General features: G+C 46.6%; 9 protein-coding genes. 1 reads left to right on the top strand and 8 read right to left on the bottom strand.

Annotated elements, in window-relative coordinates:
- The 4 genes from FVR03_RS13850 to FVR03_RS13835 form a co-directional block, all read right to left on the bottom strand.
- A partial coding sequence (locus tag FVR03_RS13850) for a DUF8487 domain-containing protein (RefSeq protein WP_147922354.1) occupies positions 1–2,590 on the bottom strand: 2,590 nt, incomplete at its 3' end.
- The gene (locus FVR03_RS13845) at positions 2,591–5,029 is read right to left on the bottom strand and encodes a beta-galactosidase (protein ID WP_222707235.1); all 2,439 of its coding nucleotides are present in this window, start codon (positions 5,027–5,029) and stop codon (positions 2,591–2,593) included.
- Positions 5,030–5,044: 15 nt separating this feature from the next.
- Positions 5,045–8,392: a DUF5107 domain-containing protein gene (locus tag FVR03_RS13840; protein ID WP_147922353.1), complete on the bottom strand. Its 3,348-nt coding sequence runs from the start codon at positions 8,390–8,392 to the stop codon at positions 5,045–5,047.
- Positions 8,393–8,680: 288 nt separating this feature from the next.
- Complete coding sequence (locus FVR03_RS13835) at positions 8,681–10,027, bottom strand: sugar porter family MFS transporter (protein WP_147922352.1); 1,347 nt, start codon at positions 10,025–10,027, stop codon at positions 8,681–8,683.
- Between the two features lie 237 nt (positions 10,028–10,264).
- On the opposite strand from FVR03_RS13835, the gene FVR03_RS13830 reads away from it, so the two are divergent.
- The gene (locus tag FVR03_RS13830) at positions 10,265–11,158 is read left to right on the top strand and encodes an AraC family transcriptional regulator (RefSeq protein ID WP_147922351.1); all 894 of its coding nucleotides are present in this window, start codon (positions 10,265–10,267) and stop codon (positions 11,156–11,158) included.
- Positions 11,159–11,253: 95 nt separating this feature from the next.
- Here the strand turns inward: FVR03_RS13830 and FVR03_RS13825 are convergent, their stop codons facing one another.
- The 4 genes from FVR03_RS13825 to gldG all read right to left on the bottom strand — a co-directional run bounded on the left by FVR03_RS13825 (position 11,254) and on the right by gldG (position 18,475).
- Complete coding sequence (locus FVR03_RS13825; RefSeq protein ID WP_147922350.1) at positions 11,254–12,366, bottom strand: aldose epimerase family protein; 1,113 nt, start codon at positions 12,364–12,366, stop codon at positions 11,254–11,256.
- Positions 12,367–12,903: 537 nt separating this feature from the next.
- Positions 12,904–14,013, bottom strand: a complete 1,110-nt coding sequence (locus FVR03_RS13820) for an ISAs1 family transposase (protein WP_147922349.1) — start codon at positions 14,011–14,013, stop codon at positions 12,904–12,906.
- A 1,084-nt stretch (positions 14,014–15,097) separates the two neighbouring features.
- Positions 15,098–16,399 (bottom strand): rhamnogalacturonan acetylesterase, encoded by a 1,302-nt coding sequence (locus FVR03_RS13815; RefSeq protein ID WP_147922348.1) that lies wholly within the window; start codon positions 16,397–16,399, stop codon positions 15,098–15,100.
- A 519-nt stretch (positions 16,400–16,918) separates the two neighbouring features.
- On the bottom strand, positions 16,919–18,475 hold the full coding sequence (gldG, locus tag FVR03_RS13810) for a gliding motility-associated ABC transporter substrate-binding protein GldG (RefSeq protein WP_147922347.1): 1,557 nt from the start codon (positions 18,473–18,475) through the stop codon (positions 16,919–16,921).
- Between the last annotated feature and the right edge of the window lie 321 nt (positions 18,476–18,796).

The raw sequence follows: 18,796 nt of genomic DNA, 5'->3' as shown, positions 1-18,796 counted from the left end.
TAACATTACTATGCGACATAGCATCCCACCACTGCCAGTTACTATGATAATCTGCTGGAAAATTGCTTAGTGCCGGGTGTTTTGGATCGCAAAATATACCCAAGGTATGCGGCGCCTGACCATTCGTCCAGGCCGTGTTCCAGAAAATACTTGAAAAACCGACCGCTATGTTTCCGCCCTTCGACAGCGCTATGCTTGCTTTTGGAAAAGTCAAAAGCACTTTACCACCACTGTTAAGCTTAGCAAGCGCATTATTATCCAGCTTTGAAGTCACAAGTATATCAGTAGAAGCTTTGGGCAATGCTGCCGGGTATACAAAGAAATCCCAGCTGTTTTTAAAGCCTGCCGCATTAACGGTTAACACAAGCTTCTGTGCCATTTTGATCGAGGCCAAAGGTTGTTCAATTAAGCCTGCTTCAAGGCCGTTGCCGATAGCAAACGTCTTAGCTGGAAGGTTACCGGTAAACAAAACTGCTCCGCGGGCATCGCTTATCGTCCATTCAAGTGTGGTATTTTCAAGCGGCTTATAACCGAAATTCGCAAGCTCTACCGGAATACGAAGTGTCTCGGTATTGACCAGATTCATTTTTTCAAATCTTGCCAGCGGAACCACTGTATTCGAAAACGAGCTGTATTCAGCCGGTGTAACATATCCTTTATCTTCCCAAAAAGGGTTTACTACACCAACCAGAGCGGTACCCTGACCGGGAAAATCCTGCAAGCCCAGCAGCTGAAAACCAGCCATGCCTTTGGTACGCAACGACGCTTCAATATCAGCTTTATAACACAATACCTGGAGCTTCCCGGAAGCCAGCAAGAAACTGTCGGCAAGGTGATAGAGCCCGCTTTCTTTAAGGCGATCAGCGAAAATCTCAAAATTCTTTGCTTTTAAAACTCCTGTATATTTAGCAATTTCCTTAAAATCGGGATAAACACACCATTGCCCGATCTCATGACTTACCACCGGGGTTTTATGTTTATTTATGATAGCTGACCAGTCGTAAAGCGTTTGCGGAGGTTTGGCGTTGATGATACTCTTCAAGCCTTGTTCCCATTGCTGTATCCGGGGGTCTGAAATATTTTCAAAATCATTCTCCTTTATAACAGGCCAACCGGCACCAGCTGTATAGAGCCTGCGCTCGTCTTTATTTTTCCAATAGGTGACGAACTTAGCCAGGTAAGCATCGCGATTCTTCCCACCAGGTTCGTTGCCATGCGTCAGCATAATAAACGACGGATGGTTCCCATACGCTTTTACAATACGCTCACTTTCCTCGTATAAATAACTATCAATCTTTTGGCCGTCTCCCAGGCTGGTTCCCCAGTTAGGCCACGAACCACATTCTACCTGAAGATAAAACCCTGCCCTGTCGGCGGCATCAAAAGCTGCTTCCGGCGGACACCAGGAGTGAAAACGTATATGATTCAGTCCATAGGAACGAGCGACTTTAAAAATCTTCGTCCATGAAGCAGCATCTGTAGCAGGGTAACCGGTTAGTGGAAATATGGCGCACTCCAGCGCCCCCCTTAAGAAAACGGCCCTGCCATTTATCGCTACATTGGTTCCGCTTACACCTACTTCTCTAAAACCAAATGTAGTTGTGCTTATTTGCGAGCCAATTTTATCTCCTGATATGGAAACTTTCAGAGCATACAGGTTGGGAGAAAATTCATCCCACAGCGCCGCATCACTGCCCATGTCATACAGCTTTTCAATCACTGCTGAATCCCCTGTTATATGCTCATTCCATTCTATTGTAGGGATAGTAGTATTGCCTCCCGAAATCTGATTTGCCAGAAGCTTAAAATGGAGCTTCTCGGAGCTCCCGCTTTTATTTATCAGATTGATAACGACCCTCACTTTCTTTGTCTGGACATCAGGGTAAAGCCGAACATGATCAATGGATACTTCCGGAACCTCCCTTAAATAAATTTGTCCGGCTATCCCGTTCCAGTTAGTTTGAGTATGATCACTGATGCTGTGGGAGTTTTGTCCGGGATTAATATCTTTTATCCGGTTATCAACACGAACCGCAATACGGTGCTTACCTGTTGTTAATTTATTCCCTAAGTCGTAGCGGTGCTCTGTAGATAAGCTGTTTTGAGTTCCTATGAGGTTCCCGTCTACCCACACTGTCGTTTCCCTATGCGGTCTTTCTAAAACCAGCTGAAGCCGCTTGCCTGCCAGTTCCTTGGTTAAATTTATCTCTTTTTGATACCAGGCCGCACCTACATAGTATTTTACAGGCTGAAGCCAGAAGGGAACCTTTATACTTCCTTCTTGTCTATATTCATGATATTCCGGTTTAACAAAGTAAGATGAATCGAAGATGCTACCTGTCCATTCAGTATCTAACCGAATCTCTTCGCCCTTATTATTAGAGGTCATCGATCCGGGAAGCATGATCATTTCATCTCTTTTTTCTAAGTACCATTTTTGGGCGATACCCACATCGGAAGGATCATCTTTAAACTCCCAGGCACCTGCAAGACTGAGGTCTTGAGTGCCATAGGAATTAAGATAATTTCGCTTGCCGCAAGATACTATAGCAAAAAATGCAAATAGCAGACAGGTTATCTTCCGTTTCATTTAAAAGCTGATAGTGGTTCTATACTCAGGAACAAACTTCACGCTGTTAACTTTAAGTATGGAGGGTTTATTTTCAAAATTGGGGACAGTTGCCGGATCCAGGTCCTTTAAATAAGTTGCATTACTGTAAACAGGACGGAAATAGAATACCATTTCCCGGGTTTTGGTACTGCTCAAAATATTTCTCAGGCCGATATCCCAGGTTGTTCCTTTAAAAAACTCATCGGTAACAAGCTCAGCATCTATAAAGCCCATTCCGGTATCGCCTGTATAATCAATTTGAAGAAAGTAATCATTCAGCCCGGCACTTAGATCCGGAAGCGCAACCGCAAACTTTTTTTCACCGAATTTGGTCATTTGGGCAGCGAAAGTTTTTTCAGGAACCGAAACAGAATAAGAAGAATAGGACTTGTTTTTTAAAGGTCCTGTAGAAAGTGATCCTTCACTTGCGCTCGCTTTTGATGTTAGTCTGGGATACACATCAAAATTAAACTTAGTGTTTCCTTTACTTAAAAGTGTGATGGAGCCATTATCTGGAATAACTACATTATCCGAAAATACAAGTCCTCGTTTTCCGTTTTGCGTTATCTGATAGGCTTTTAATGCTGTCTCTTTGGTTAAGACCAGCACGCTAACTTGTTTATTGCCTTTCGTCAACAAAAATTCCGAACGGTCGCCGGAGCATGTAACCAATTTGCTTGTTTTGTTATCTTTAACGGTCGCAAGATTTAATGCCTTAACAGAAAATCCGCTACCTGTAAAAGAGAATTCCGGTTTTATACCTGCGGGACTGAAAAACACATAAAAAGGCGCTTCGGCATCGCCTCCTTTTGTCAGCAGTTGTGCGGTCGCATACTGGAGGTTAATACCTTCCAAGTCAAAATTGAAAGGGAAAATCACACTTTCATCGCGCTGCAAATCAAAAGAACCTGAAGCGGGAATGTTTACGACACCCGATGAAGTGTTAATTTCAAAGCGTAAATCCTTCTTTACTGTCATCACGGTATCGTCCTGAAAGTTGTTCACGAATAGGAAACCTGACGTGCCGTTGCTGCGGACTGCATACCGGAGATCCGTCACGTTGGTTGATTTTAAGGTCGCAGCGTTTGCAGGAAGCACTGTGTTCATGGGTGCCAGCCTGTTGCCAAAATCATTGAGGAAGAAGTGAAGCAATTTTAATCGCTGATAACCCTCGCGCACCTGCCCGAATTCACCAATCGGGGCCTGAAAGTCATAAGATTTTTTAGGCAATCCATACGCTTCATCGCTGAAATAATAAGCGCCGTTATGCGGTGTAGAACCGCCATGATACATATAATACCCTACGCCGTTTGCCCCACTTCCAAGGCAGCGGTTAATCATGGCATCGAAGCTTTTGTGTACAGCAATTGGTCTGCGGGAATACACGGTCATGATACCTGAACCAAGTTCAGCCGGGAACACCGGGTAGTCCTCGGGCTTATACCGCACGGGCGCATAATCCGGGTGCTTGTTCATGTCTTTGAACAGGAAAAAAGGCGAAATATCTTTTTTGGGTGTCCAGAACGGATAGGCGTATGCTGCTGTAACCGGAATAGTTTCGTCAGGAATAATGGCGGCATTCCCCCAGCCTGTTGCTGTATAAAGCGGTGTAATCATACCGGCTTTTATCGCAAACTCTTTCAGTATTTTCATGTGATCGTTGCCGAGCTCTGTGTACGGGTTATTTTCTCTGGCTATACCAACGCCCTCTTGTGTAAGCGCCAAATCCCGATCGGCAGCTGTCATATCATGTGGCTGACCAGGGTATGTTAAACCCCAGGGAGCGGCAGAGTGCTGGTACTCGTTTTCGAGCTGTATGCCAACGATGTTGCCCCCATCCTTGAAATACAAACCTTTCAGTTGTTCTCCTATCTTGTTGTACAACTTCTCCACATGCGAAAGATACGTTGGGTCATTTGACCGGATAGTAAGAGGTTTGCCTAACAGCCAGTCCGGAAGGCCGCCGTTTCGTATTTCGCCGTGCGCAAAGGGCCCAATACGGACAATAGCCAGCAAGTCATTTTTAGCACACAACTCCATGAATTTTCTTAGGTCGTTGTTTCCTTCCCAATTAAACTTCCCTTCCGTTTGCTCATGCACGTTCCAGAAAACATAAGTTGCTACCGTATTGATCCCTCCAGCTTTCATCTTCTTCAGCGATTCATCCCAGTATTGTTGCGGGTAGCGGCAGTAATGAAATTCGGCTGTAATCGGAATCCATGGTTTCCCGTTGAATTCGAAGTAATCACTGTTTACAGAAATTGAGTTGCCGTTGGGGGCCGAACCACCTAGCTTTAAGTGCTCTGCCCGTGGTTTAGACGGCACGGAAGAGGCATCCAGCACATACTTGTTTGGAGCTTGTGCTATAGCAAGTGAGACGGATAAAAGAAGCGCAAGTAAGATAACTGGTTTCATCATTTCAGTGTAATTTTCCTAAACATTTAATCCTTCAGCCTCTTTCCCTGCTTTTACTAAATTCTGAGCGGACCTTAGCCCAAAATCAGAATTAGTGTGCTGCATGGCCTGTTGCAACGCCTGCTCCGCTTCCTGTGATTGCTGCAGCCCCAGGTGACCGAGCGCGCGCATGTAAAGACAGTTTATTTTATTCCGGATGCTCAGGTCATCGTCGAAAATAAGCAGGTTGGGCAGCGACACGGCAAAGTAATCCAGTTGAATGGCATCAGCTGCATGATCTTTCCCGTACGCAATCAGTTTTTCAAAAATGGCGTTTGCTTTTTCAGGCTCTCCCAGTTTCTGCCACGCCAGCCCCTGGTAAAACACTTTGTCGGGTTGCTGATCGTTGTAGAAAATGGCAATGGCAAGTTCTGCGGAACCGGTAGTGGCTTTATGGAAGTATTCTGTGGCTTTATCGGATTGCCCTAAACCTTCGTAAGCGCAGCCCAGCCAGTAGAAAATGTCGTTTTCCTGAGCGCCGGGCAGTTTGCCTTCACCCAGGTTGTGCGGGTAGACCTGCGCCAGCTCCAGTTGATCGATAGCATCTTCTAACCTGCCCTGCTGTATGTTTTGCTTCGCCCACTCCACCAGGCTGAAAATGTACTGACCGGACACTTTGCCTTCGCCTCCCTCCCAGGGATGAAACTTCCGGTCCATGATAAGGCGGAAAGCTTTTTCAAATTGCCCGAGGTAATTGTACAGGCTGGCGCGCTCCAGGTATACATCGTCACGCTGCGCCACTACCTTCAGGTGTGCTTCCAGGAATGCCAGGCGCTCTTCGGAGCTCCGGTTGAGCCGCTTGTAGAGCTGGTCCAGTTCCATGAGTACACGCGCATCGGCTGTGTCGAGCTCGAATGCTTTTTCGAAACTTGTCAGCGCTTTTTCGGGGTCTTGCTGTTTGTTGAAGTAAGCAATGCCCAGGTTACGGAATACTGTAGGGAAGGCGGCATCCCGTTCCGCTGCAAGTTCCCAAGCTGCCACCGCTTCCGTGTACTGACGTTTGTCGTACCAGAGGTTGCCCAGGAAGTAAGGCGCTTTGGCATCAGCGGGGTTGAGTTGAGCAGCCAGTTGCAGGACGGCAATATCCTCAAGCTTGTTTGGGAAGCAATACTCAGGATTGGCGACTGCAGCTTTTCTAAAATAATCCAGCGCCTCTGCCTGCTTTTGCTGCTTGTGCAGGAGGTGCCCCATGTGGTAGTATACCATTGGGTGGGTGTTTTCCTTCTCCACCGCGTACGCCAGCAGATTGAGCGCCTCCTCGTATAGCCCGGCGGCGGCATAGTCTAACCCATACTCGATGTAGTTGTTAGCGGCTCCGCGTGCCAGCTCTGTCAGTCTGTTTTTTTCGGCTGCACCTGCCTCCACTCCTGCTGCACCTGCTATTTGTGACAGTTGGTGAAATGCGCCCAGGTTAAATCCGTCGCGCTCCAGCGCCTGCCTGCACACCTGCTGCGCCTCTTCCGGGCGGTTGAGTTTGCGAAGGGCTGCTGCTTTGATTACATAGGCTTTGCTGTTGCGGGCGTTGCGGTCCAGCGACCAGTTGATATGCTCCAGCGCCAGCTCGTGTTCCTCCCGCTGCATGTCGATGCGGGCAAGGCAGAAGTAGGCGGCATCCTGACAAGAGGCCGACCAGGTGACTTTGCAGAAGGCATCGTACGCTTCACTTAGGCGGTCCTGGTACCAGAGGCAAAGGCCCAGGTGGTAGTAAGGCTCACTGTCGTAGGGATTAGGGTTGCGTTGCGTCAGGGTTTCAACTGCCTTCCGGAAGTAGGGTTCGCTTTTTGCAAACTGGCCACGGCGCAGGTACCAGGCGCCCAGGGCGTTATTGCAACGGGCATCTTTCGGTTCGCGGCGCAAGGCTTCTTCATAGTACGGCACTGGGCTGTAGGTAGCGTGGCGGTACTGCTCCAGGTGTTGCCCCGTCAGGAACAGCTGCTCGTTGGTTTCCACTTCTGCGGGAGCCAGAGCTGCTTTGGCGGGTTCGGGTATTTCGTTCTTCCGGTTGCCGGCAGGGTCGTATTTCAGCAGCTCCCGGCCTGTTGCATTTGTAAGCGTCAGCAGCAGTTGCTCTTCTGTTACGCCTTCACCAATATTTACCGTCTGCTCAAATACCTGCTCCGGCGAAAGGTCTGTTGTAACCTCCAGCACCTGCTTCCCGTCGGCAAGCAGCTTTATGATTACAGCTTTCTGCACGGAAGTAGCAAACACTTTTATCGTGGCCTTCTCTTGCGACAGCTCCACGCCTACCATAACATCCTTGGTCGCGTTTTTCACCAGGCCTAACTCCCGGTAGGGCATAAAGTACTGCGTGAATGACTTTTCCTCGTAAGGCATGAGCCAGCTGAAGTCGGGTTGGTTATCGGTAAAGACGCCTGTCATGAGTTCAATGTAGGGCCCGTCTTCGTCGGTGAGGTTGCGGTCCCAGGCCTGCCCGAAGTCGCCGTGGCCCCAGGTCCACTGCTTTTTGCCCGGCGATACGTGGTGATTCGCCACGTGCAGCACCCCTGCCTGCGTGTCGTGCTCATACCCGCCCATGAAATCATAGTCCGATGTGATGGCCATGTAAGAGGTCGGCACCGGAATATTCTTGTACCTGGAAATGTCCGTGCCCGGGGAGTAATCTACTTTATAATAGGTGCCTGTAGCGATGGGAAAAGTGGACACGTCGCGCTTGCCGTGGTCGAACACAGCATTCACATCCGGCGGAAACACTGATTGGTAATCGTCGTTTACCTTCACGGCAGGGTTGGCCCACCACAGGAAGGTTTGCGGCAAATCGGTGCGGTTATAAAGCTGAGCTTTTATTTCAAGGTAAGCTTTATCGGGGTGCAGGGTAAAGCCAGCCATTCCTTTGGTGCGGAACATCTTTTCCACCTCGTTCACCCACACTGTTTTGCTGCCGTCAGGGTTTTCTTCCAGTTTGTAATCCACGGGCTCGAAGGTGCTCGGGCGATGGTGCTGCGGCCAGTTAAACTCAATGCCGCCCGAAATCCAGGGACCGGTGAGGCCTACCAGCGCGGGCTTTATCACCTGGTTGTAGTAGATAAAATGACGCTGTTTTATTTTATCGAAGGCCATCTGCACCCTCCCACCCAGTTCAGGCAGAATCATTATTTTGAGGTACTTGCTCTCCAGAAAAAGGCCTGTATATTCCTTATCTTCTTTCTCATCAAAAATCTTTTCCACCACCGGGTTCGGGTACACCACCCCGCTGCTGCCCTGGTACACCCGCTTCTCAAAAAACATAGGGTTCTTGTCCGGAGCGCCAATGCCATAGGTCGGGATAATCACTTTCTCTTCCCAGACGTTCACACTTATATTTTCCATTGGTTTAGTTGTTGTGGTTTTGATGATTTATTTGATGATGGTTTTGATGATTATTCAGACGTTTTCGCTGAGAAGCCCGAAATCATGAAGGTAAAGTTCTGATTGTTCGGATTGGATCTGTGCGGACAGGTTGCGACCTTACCGCACGATGGCCTTTGGATGCAACAACAGCAGATGGTAAGGAATACCGGCCCTGCATGTTTGCTTCAGCAATGGCTCGTCCGGCACGATGGCCGATGCACGATTGGACAGGCTCCGACCTGTCCCTACAAAAAATCACGCCTTCTCTCAGTGCCGCACCAGGTTATGCTCCAGTTCTTCGAGCGTCTGGCCTTTTGTTTCTTTTACTTTAAATTTCACGAACAGGAAGCCAAGGAAGCAGATAATGGCATAGAGGTAAAACGGCCCGTAGGTGCCCAGCGTCTCGGCCAGAATCGGGAAGGTGAAAACCAGCACAAAATAGGCGGCCCAAAGCGACACAATGGCGACAGAAGAGGCAAGTCCGCGGATTTTGTTTGGAAAAATTTCGGAAATGATAACCCAGGTAACAGGCGCCAGGGAGGTAGCATACAGGGCAATGGCAATCAGCACAAATATCGACACCAACCCGGCAGCTGCCTGGTTTTGCAACAGGTAAGCCAGCACAAGGTACACCACCGAGAGGCCGATGGAACCATACAGCATCAGCGGGCGGCGGCCCAGTTTATCTACTTGCCACATGGCCACAATAGTAAACACCAAGTTCACGAGGCCAATGGCTATCGTCTCGAATAACTGCCGGTCCAGGTCGGCTCCCACCGACTCGAAAATAGTAGAGGTATAATTGAACACGACATTGATACCGCACAACTGCTGAAACACAGCGAGCGTTATACCAACCAGCACGGCCGGGCGAACAGCTTTTTGGAACACGTCGCGGTAGGATTGTTTGGTAAGGCCTTCAAAGGACCTGCCTATGTCCCGCATGGTCGTCGACACGAATTCTTCCGCGCCAATCTTTTCAAGAACTGCTTTTGCTTTTGCTTCCCTGCCCGCTTTTACCAACCACCTGGGGCTTTCCGGCAACCAGATAACGCCTATAAAAAACAGGACGGATGGCACTGCTCCCAATCCAAACATCCAGCGCCAGGCTTCCGGACCGCTGCCAGCCAGCATATAGTTGACGATATTTGTTACCAGAATACCAATTACAATGGTTAACTGGTTGATGGCCACGTTACGGCCACGCACCTGGGCAGGTGAAATCTCAGCGATATAGAGCGGGCTCAATATCGAAGCCATTCCTACGCCTATCCCTGCTGCAAACCGCATGGTTACGAAAATCGAGAAGCCTTCCGCCAAAGCCATTCCGATAGAAGAAACAGCAAAAATAGCAGCAGCCAGCATCAATCCCGGTCTCCGTCCGTACCGGTCTGCCAGGTTACCTGCAAGAAGACAACCTACAATGCAACCCAGTGCAAGAGAGCCCGTCAGAAAGCCTTCCCACCAGGCATCTAACTGAAAAGCGGGCCGAAGGAACGGAAGCGCACCGGCAATAACGGCAAAGTCGAAACCGAAAAGATAACCCCCTAATGCCGAAATAAAGGATATGCCAATGATGTAACTGGTATTAAAGCCTGAACGTGAAGGAGCCATAAAAGAAGTATAAATACGTACGAATGTTCGCTATTATTAACAAGTGCAAGTTTACTTTATAAACTGAGTAAAAAAATGGATATTTGTCGCCAAGACATGGACTATCTTACGATTGTATACTGTTATGGTCTTTAGGAAGCTTTCACACAGTTGTGTTAGCATCCGGCAGAGAGAAGACTTTATAGGCAATGAAGCTCAAGGAGCGATTATGTTAGTATAATATTTAAAAACAGTTTAATGGATAATTCACCAGTTGTTCCAATAAAGATAAAAGAAGGATTTGTAGGCCAGCAAATGGTTGTTCTTTCGCCTGACAAGATGAAGATGGCGAAAGAAAATATGTTGTTCGGTTATCTGTATCCAACTGCGGTTGGCTATTACCCCAGAGCTTCTCATCATGACCGCGAGCGGCCAAACGGAAGCGAACAATATATTCTGCTGTACTGTGTAGGCGGACAAGGATGGATAGAAATGGACGGCAATGAAATTGAATTGCATGCGAATACCTTTTATATTATCCCGAAAGGCTTGCCGCACCATTACGGAAGTTCTGAAAAAGAGCCCTGGAGCATCTATTGGATACACTTCTCAGGAGAACAGGCTGCGCAGTTCTACAGGAGGTTTGAGGTTAATGCCGGTAAAGAAGCTATTTATATCGCCTACAAGGAGGCCTGGCTGGAGGAGTTCTATAGTCTGATGGCATCTCTGGAAGACGAGATATCTTCAGAAGCTGCTGAATTCATTTACATAAAGACAGTAAAATTGCTTTCTGATTTAATTTATCATGACAAAAGCCAGCAACTGGCAGAAGATGATGCCATCAGTGCCTCTGTCAGCTATATGAAAAAGCACCTGAAAGAAAATATTCAGGTACAGGAGCTGGCAGCGCAGCAGAATTTATCCGTTTCGCATTTCTCCAGTCTCTTCCGTAAAAAGACTGGCTTCTCGCCCATACAGTTCTTTATTAACCTAAAACTGCAGAAAGCTTGTCAGTTCCTGTATTTTACTCCTTTAAGTATGAAGGAAATTTGCCAGGAGGTGGGGTTCGACGATCCCTTTTATTTCTCCAGAATCTTTAAGAAGCAGATGGGGCAGGCTCCCTCCGATTATAGAAAGCAGTATAAAGGATAATTTATTACCAAAAGTGACGCTGAACCGGTTTAGTGCGGATTTTCTGGCAAGAATCTGTAACGGCCAAAAAAATCATCCAGTAAACCAGTGAAACTCTAATGACGCGAGAACCTATATATCGTAAGCTGACTGTACGTTTGGCCGGGCCTTAACACCGTTGATGGAAAATCAACTTTGTTAGGAGAATCAGGAAAATGCTGCGCTTCCAGACATAGGCCCATGTTTTTTTCTAAACTAATATTATCACTGCCTTTTAGAGATCCATCCATATAGTCGGCCGTGTAGAGCTGTAACCCAGGTTCTGTGGTGTAAACCTCTAAACGTCGTCCCGATTTAGCGTCGAAAACCTCAGCTGCTTTTGAAAGCTCATGACCAAATTTTTTACGAAGAACAAAGTTCATATTGTAGCCATAAGGCAAATTTGTAATCCTTTCACCCACTGAATAGGGTTTGGTAAAGTCAAAATCGGTACCTGCAACCGAGGCTAATTCACCAGTTGGAATCCACGCCTGGTCCGTTGGCGTAATTGAGTCAGCAAAAATTGTCAGCTCATGATCTAAAATAGTGCTCTTGCCAGCAGTCAGGTTAAAATAGCTGTGATGGGTCAAGTTAACAATGGTTGGTTTATCGGTGGTGGCTTCATAATAAATCTTAAGCTCGTTCCGATCATTCAATACATAAGTAACCTGCACATTCAGATTCCCGGGATACCCTTCCTCCATGTGTTTACTTACGTATTGAAGAACAACTCCAACTGAATCTGCTCCGGTTACTTCTGATGCATTCCAAACTACTTTATCGAAGCCCTTCCTGCCACCGTGCGAATGATTTGTGTTGTCGTTGGCTGCCAGCTTATAGGACGTATTGTCTAATACAAATTCGGCACCTGCTATTCGGTTGGCGAATCGCCCAATGGTCGCACCCATAAAATAAGAATTTTGGGTCTTATATTGAGTCAGGTTATCAAACCCTAACACTACATTTTCAAATTCACCGTCACAATTTGGAGTAGAAATACTGACTACAATGGCTCCATAATTCGTAATCTCAACGGTCATGCCGTTGGAATTAGTGAGTTTATATAGCCAAACTTCTTCATCCTGAATGTTACCCCACAATTTCTTGCTGATCGACAGCGGAGGCTCATGATGAGTTGTTGATGCGGAAGCGAAAATCATAAAAAGGAAAATTACAAAAATACCTAACATGATAATTATAATTTTTGGATTCAAAATTATTCTTCATATAGACGGAGACATAACTTATCGGAATCCGAAATGGTATCGTTCCTTGAAAAAGGACACAAGTATCACGACACAAGACTTTTTTTATCTTTTGGATGAAATTGAAATAATAAAAGTTCAAAGTCCAGCAAGAACTGTCGCTGTCTATATTATTGAGTCAATTCTTTAATAAAAATTTCCTATTTCAATTTATTAAATTGCTTTTGCGTGATGCTGATAATACTTCTATGACAGATGCTCCAAAGAAATCCTACTTTATCATTGTCATATGGCCGTTGTTTGTTCGTAATGTGTTCACAATTTCGCAGATCAGGATAAGTCATCAGGCTAAGGACGGCACTTCTTCCATAATACTTGAATATTAAGGCATAAACTTTTCTGTCCCTCAAAAGGAAGAATGGCACTACGACATTCTCGTCTGAAAACTTTAGTGAGTTTACATAGGGGCCTAAAGCATTCTCGGAAGTTACAATTGATATTCTATTCTACTTGTTAATCAGGTTAAACGCATTTAAATATTCCCTTTACTACTTCTAGGAGGTATTCATCATCCCATCCTGCCATTTTTCTTCTGTTCTTCATGCTCTGCTTGTCCTGTACCTGGCCCAGCAGCTGCAGGGCCATTTTCCTGGCAGTAGCCATGTTTTGTGGGGCATTTCCCTGCCTGGTGCGGGACATGTCCTCCCGGAATACGACATCCAGCCGCCAATGCAGCTGGTTTTCAATGCTCCAGTGATTGCGCACCAGTTTGTTAAACTGCGCTGGCCTAGCCTCCAGACTGCTCAGGTAGAAGCGGGTCTCAATAGTCATTTTGCCCAGCTTCTCGCGCTGGCTCTCTACCATCACCACCGACTTGAGATCAGGCCAGCCGGCAAGGCCATCCAGCAGTTCCAGTTGGTTTTCCACATAGCATCGCCTCTTCTCTATCCTGCCACTGCCAAAATCTATCCACTCGTCCACAGGCAAGGTCCCTTTTCTTTCCTCCATCCACTCGGAGAGCTGCTCATAGGCATGCTTCTGGTTCTTTTTGATCGCTAGCAGATAATCTCCCTGCCCCTCTACGATCAACGCTGCGTTACTTGCCTGGCAGCCTGCTGCATCACAACTGACCAGCGCCCCCGGCAGGTCCAAAGATTTGATCAGCTGCGGAATGGCTGTCTTTTCGTTGCTCTTTGCCGCCACTGTCTCCTGGCCCAGCACCAGCTGCTGCTCGGCCACCCAGGCGCTCACGATACAGATGCCGCTCTTTTTAGCCCCTGCCTTAGCTGTAGCTCGCAACACTTTGCCGTCCAGGTTGAAATGGGGCATCTTCTCCTCCAGAAAAGAGAGAAGTTCCCTGGACCAGGTGTAGAGGCACGCCCCGAAAGCATCCTTGTCCATAAACTTAAACACCCGGTTAAAGGTGTCGTGGGAGGGGACACCATTTGCAAGAGCCAGAAAGGTGCGCAAAAAAGGCTCCTTCCTTTTGCCGTAGGCCTCTATCTCCTCAAAATCATCTGCTCCGCTGACGATAGCCAGAAGGGCGATACCTAAAATGTCAACTAATTGGTGCTTCTTGCGCCTGTTCAAACGAAAATCAGGAACTCCAGCAAAAAAGGTAGTTAAGTCCATGCAGAGCTAACACCAAACAAATTCATTTTAGCTCAATAACACTTAAGTTTTAATGCGTTTACCTGTTAAAAATAAGCATTTACAAATAATTTAATACATGGATGAAAAGCTAAGTACATGCAACTAAAACATGTCGGGTAGACCCTTGGCAAAATTCGGCTGCAAAACCTTCTGGAGGCTGTTTTCATTAGAATAATTTAGAAGCGAACACTGAAGCAAATTGATTTATCTGACAGAACTTTCTTGTTTGTACTCAGCAAAAACGCTAAAAGAACTCTAGGTTTTGAAACCTAACCCTGGTGGGGTGAACGGAACATGATATTTCCTCACGCCTTTGGCATGCAGAGGGAACCATACAAAAGCTGCCCTTCTTCATAATGCTGTAGGCTTAGCTATACATCTATACCGATGCCTGCTTGACTTATCTTTAAATTCCAGTTATCAGCACAGGGGTTAAGACCAGGTTGATCGGTTTGATAAGAGTTGGTGCATTCTGTAGTCCTGCGTGCTGTAGTACCTACAAGTAAAAACAGGAGGGCACTAAAAAACAAGGTCGTCTCATTTTTTTATTCCAAGGCGCTGTTTGGTTTTCGTTCCATTCTATTTTAAATATTTCCGCAGTGGCAGCTTTTGCATTTTTACCTCTTGGGCAAATAAGAACGCAATTTGTTTTGCTTCTTCGTGATTCGGGTGCGTTGAGTCGTGCACGCCTTTGGCGCTTCTGCAGTATTCGTCAGACTTGCCGTATTTATAGCGATTATTATCTTTCAGGGCTTAACCCCGTCATCAGCTTTTGGGTTGAGCCGCCGGGGGAAAGGGCCCTGTATTTGTGAGATCCGGTGCCGCCTTGACGGCAGCCTGAGCGCGAGCGAGCCTAAAAGAGGCCCCTGCACCCCTGGAGGGAACACAGCGGCGATAGCCAAAGACGAGGCCCCGCTTAAATAGGCCCCCTTCCCCAAGCTTAAGCGCTAAGTCTTTTACAATGCAACATCTAAGCTTAAGAGCACCGGATCAAGCAGCAACTAAGAGAGTTGAAGCCAAACTTAAAGGCTTTTTTCATAAGCTAAATGCGTAACATCAGTTATTAATTACCATCCGGCTTAATGGAGCTTGACAGTGGGCTTGGAGGCCAGTAGAAGTTTAAAAACGAATCGGGCTTTTTAGGATCGAAGGCAGGCATCTCAACCAGATACTCTGCCAGTTTCAGGTTATTTTCCTTTATTCCCTGGGCAACGATTTTGGCAATCTGGTAAGCGCCGTAGGTGTTGAAATGAGTATTATCGTTCAGACCCAGTTCCGGGTAGATGACGAATGCGGTTTTAGAACCTTCGTCTCCTAGTGTTTCATACATGGTGGTGGTATAGGCAGTAAGGTCGATAAGCGGCACGTTCTCTTCCCGAGCTACTTTTTTGGCTGCATCCGGAAAATCACCATGGGAATTGGTCATTTGTCCATTTTTAAAAGACCTTCGGGCTGTTGGAGTCAGAATGACCAAGGTACCTCCTTTTGCTTTTACTTCTTTGGCAAAGATTTGCAGGCGCTGGGTGTAGGATTTATAGGGACCGGCATGCTCTCCTTTTTCCTTCGCATCATTATGCCCGAATTCAACAAACACAAAGTCGCCAGGCTTCATAACGTTCAGCACTTTTTCCAGCCGGTTGCTGCTGATAAAGCTTCCTAACGATAAACCGGATTCGGCATGGTTGGCAATGGCAACACCAGGCTTAAAGAAGCGGGGAATCATTTGCCCCCATGAAGCCCAGGGCTCCTCATTCTGGTTCACCACGGTAGAGTTGCCTGCCAGGAAAACGGTTATCTGGTCCTCTACTTTTGTAATTTCGATGGCATTCAGGGCTGGCTGCAGATCAAACTCGAGCGTCAGTTTGTTATCCCAGTCTAATTTGGCCAGCTCCCTTTCCTTTAATCTCACCTGTTTGGTACCATCAATGTTCCGGTCTTTGATGTTGACGATGAAGGTTTTGGTTATAAATTCGCCTTCGTTGGTTTGCACGTTCTCGAGCATCAGGCGCCGCGATTCGGCTTTTACGGTGGCTGCTGTTTTCCCTTTTCTATCGCCAAACGTTACAGTTACTTTGTAATTGCCTTCCGGCACATTCACAGAAAAATAGAAAGGCTTGTCACTTGTTACAAAATCCCGTGTTAAGGCATCTTTTCCTTTGCGGTCAACAGCAGTCACGGGGGTTGCCGCCTCAAAGCCATAGCCTGCTTCTTCGGAATAAATATTTTTTGGCGTTAAACCTGTGTAGCCTTTGGCAACTTTTCCGCTTCCTAAATCAAATTTAAAGTCAATGCTTTGTGAAAACGCGGTGTTGCCTGCAAAAAGTAGTGGCAGGCAGAGCAGGGAGATCCAAGTGGGTTTGAACATGTAATTTCAGGTTATGAATGATGTATTATTTCTAAGAAGCAATGCTTGCTACTATTTTATAGACCATGTCACAACATGTCGAAAACAAGGAGGAAGTGTGGTGGCAGCAGTTGCAGCAGATTTTTCTATATCAAATTTCGACAAGTTATGTCGCAGATTATATTGCTGGTTTGTTTATACTTTTACCAGTTCAATTTTCCATTCACGCCAGCATCTGCTTTAGATGAAAAGTCAGGACACAATACTAATAACTATTAGAAGCAATTAACCGGTAAATTGTACCAAAAAGTCCCTCCTCCTGATACATTGCCTATAACTAACAAAAATCTTTAACCTGATTACCAATAAGATATTGTTAGCAGGTATGTTCTCAGTTAAGCGGGCATGTAATCATTCCTCAATTAATTATAAGTATGCTACACCTTCCATCAAAACCATACCTTCAGCTGAAGACGTTTGGTGCGTGTACGTTATATTAACCAAACGTTTTATCTGTCCGCACAACTAGATGTAAGGCTCCTACTGCCTATGCAGGCCATGCTCTTTGCTACGCGCGTTAATCAACCCTTCTGGCTGAAGCAGGTAGTGAACCGTGTTCAGCGCCAGTTCTTTGTTGGCATATAAATCGCCAGTGTGATGGTCGAAGCCGAGCAGGTAAGGCTGGCCTGTTTGCTCGTTTAGTTCATTGCGGGGCAGATCTCCATCGGCGAAAACAGCGATGTGGGACTTTTCGCCTTTTACGCGCATTTTTCCAGCGGCGGCTCCTGCGGGGGTACCCTTGTTTTGGTAGAGCGAGGTAAAGCTGCCCTCCAGCAGATACCCTACCGCTTGCGGTGGTTCAACATACTTTTCCTGCTCCACATAAGCAAGCGCTTCTTCCAGTGTAATTGGTACAGGAGCCTGCACGATGCGGGTATACTTTGAGGAATAAACCAGGGGCGTTTTCCGGATACCAGCTGCCTGTACGGTATCCATGGTTCCTACAAATCTGGCGTAAACAGCATCGATGTTGCGGCTGATCTGATGGTTACTAAAGGTATAAAGCTGCGGGTAAAAGCGCCAGTTTACGGCTTGTGCCACCTTTTCTTCCCCCTCTTTACCCGTGAAAACCGGAATAAAAGCAGAATTAAGGTCCATGATAAGGGTATGGTTTAACCGTACTCCATACTGCAGCAAAAGGTCATCCAGGTTATGAGGAGCCGGCCTCGCAGTGGCTGTACCAATACCAATACTATCCATGGTTGAATGGAGGGCATCGATAAAGAAAAGGGCTTTTCCGCCATGCATGATAAACTGGTCAATTTTATATTTATCAGCCTCTGCATAAGGCTTGGATGGTTTCACAATTATGACCAGGTCAAAGCCCTGTAATGAGGACAGCTCCGGGAGCGTTATCACCTTAACCTGGTAAAACTCCTGCAGCGAGTGCATCAGGTCGGCTACATGGGTGGATTCCAGTTCTCCCTGACCTACGACATAGCCAATTTTCTTTTGAACCGGGAAAGCCACTTTTTTGATTGCCATGGCTAACTCATACTCCACGCCTTCTATCGCCCGGCGCAGGCGATCCTCTTTTGTAACAGCCAGGTTGCCTTTGAGCAGCGTAACACTTGTTTCCTTGCTACCATATTTTACAAGTACCTTCGGGAACTCTAGCCGCCCAAGGTTATTTTCCTGTTCTATAGCTTCCCGGTTTATTGGCATGCGCTCTTTATTGGTTCGTACCGTAGAATCAGTGGATAAGTCTTTATCCGGGGCTGTAACTGTAGCATCCAGGAATGCATAGCGGAGTTTGCCGCCGCTACGGGCACCAAACGCATCCAGCGTTTCACGTACCGACTGCTCCAGAGGTTTAAGGTCTTCCGGCACAGGCTCTTGCAGATGTACTTCTACTACCACTTCGCCTTCCAGTTCACCCAGCAGCTGTACCGTCGCGGGAGCCAGGGAGGTTTGCGTGGCTTCTGTAAGAACAAACCGAAAATAATAAACAGCAAGCAGGCTAGCCAGGAGCACTGTTCCTGCTAACCAGAACAGGTAAGGTGCGGGTTTTTGGCGGCGTTTCGTGGTGTAGGGCATTCTTATTTTAAACCGTTTATTAGCACCTTTCTTTCATGTGTCATTTTCCTAGGCACTTCAAAGCAATAATCTTAAACCAGCTGTTTATACCATCCAAACCAAAAAGCAGCAGTTATGGTGACAGGTGCAGCAATAAAAATGATGGAAGTAAACTGCATGAATTATAAAATTCGATAATTGTGCTGCAAATACAAATATTATATAAAATAGAAGCATTATAACTCCTCCAGGCAAAGTTATCAACTTCAGTAATTGATATAAGCTGCTAAATGATAAAGCGCTGCTTAAGCTTAGGACCTATGCAGCGCTTTATCATTTAGC

Source organism: Pontibacter qinzhouensis, assembly GCF_008017455.1.
Lineage (GTDB): Bacteria > Bacteroidota > Bacteroidia > Cytophagales > Hymenobacteraceae > Pontibacter > Pontibacter qinzhouensis.
This window is presented reverse-complemented; position numbering and strand designations above follow the sequence as displayed.

What these genes read in the sequence shown, in the direction of transcription:
- FVR03_RS13845 (WP_222707235.1), bottom strand. Translation starts at nt 5,029, where the DNA reads ATGATGAAACCAGTTATCTTACTTGCGCTTCTTTTATCCGTCTCACTT.
- FVR03_RS13840 (WP_147922353.1), bottom strand. Translation starts at nt 8,392, where the DNA reads ATGGAAAATATAAGTGTGAACGTCTGGGAAGAGAAAGTGATTATCCCG.
- gldG (WP_147922347.1), bottom strand. Translation starts at nt 18,475, where the DNA reads ATGCCCTACACCACGAAACGCCGCCAAAAACCCGCACCTTACCTGTTC.
- FVR03_RS13830 (WP_147922351.1), top strand. Translation starts at nt 10,265, where the DNA reads ATGGATAATTCACCAGTTGTTCCAATAAAGATAAAAGAAGGATTTGTA.
- FVR03_RS13815 (WP_147922348.1), bottom strand. Translation starts at nt 16,399, where the DNA reads ATGTTCAAACCCACTTGGATCTCCCTGCTCTGCCTGCCACTACTTTTT.
- FVR03_RS13835 (WP_147922352.1), bottom strand. Translation starts at nt 10,027, where the DNA reads ATGGCTCCTTCACGTTCAGGCTTTAATACCAGTTACATCATTGGCATA.
- FVR03_RS13825 (WP_147922350.1), bottom strand. Translation starts at nt 12,366, where the DNA reads ATGTTAGGTATTTTTGTAATTTTCCTTTTTATGATTTTCGCTTCCGCA.
- FVR03_RS13820 (WP_147922349.1), bottom strand. Translation starts at nt 14,013, where the DNA reads ATGGACTTAACTACCTTTTTTGCTGGAGTTCCTGATTTTCGTTTGAAC.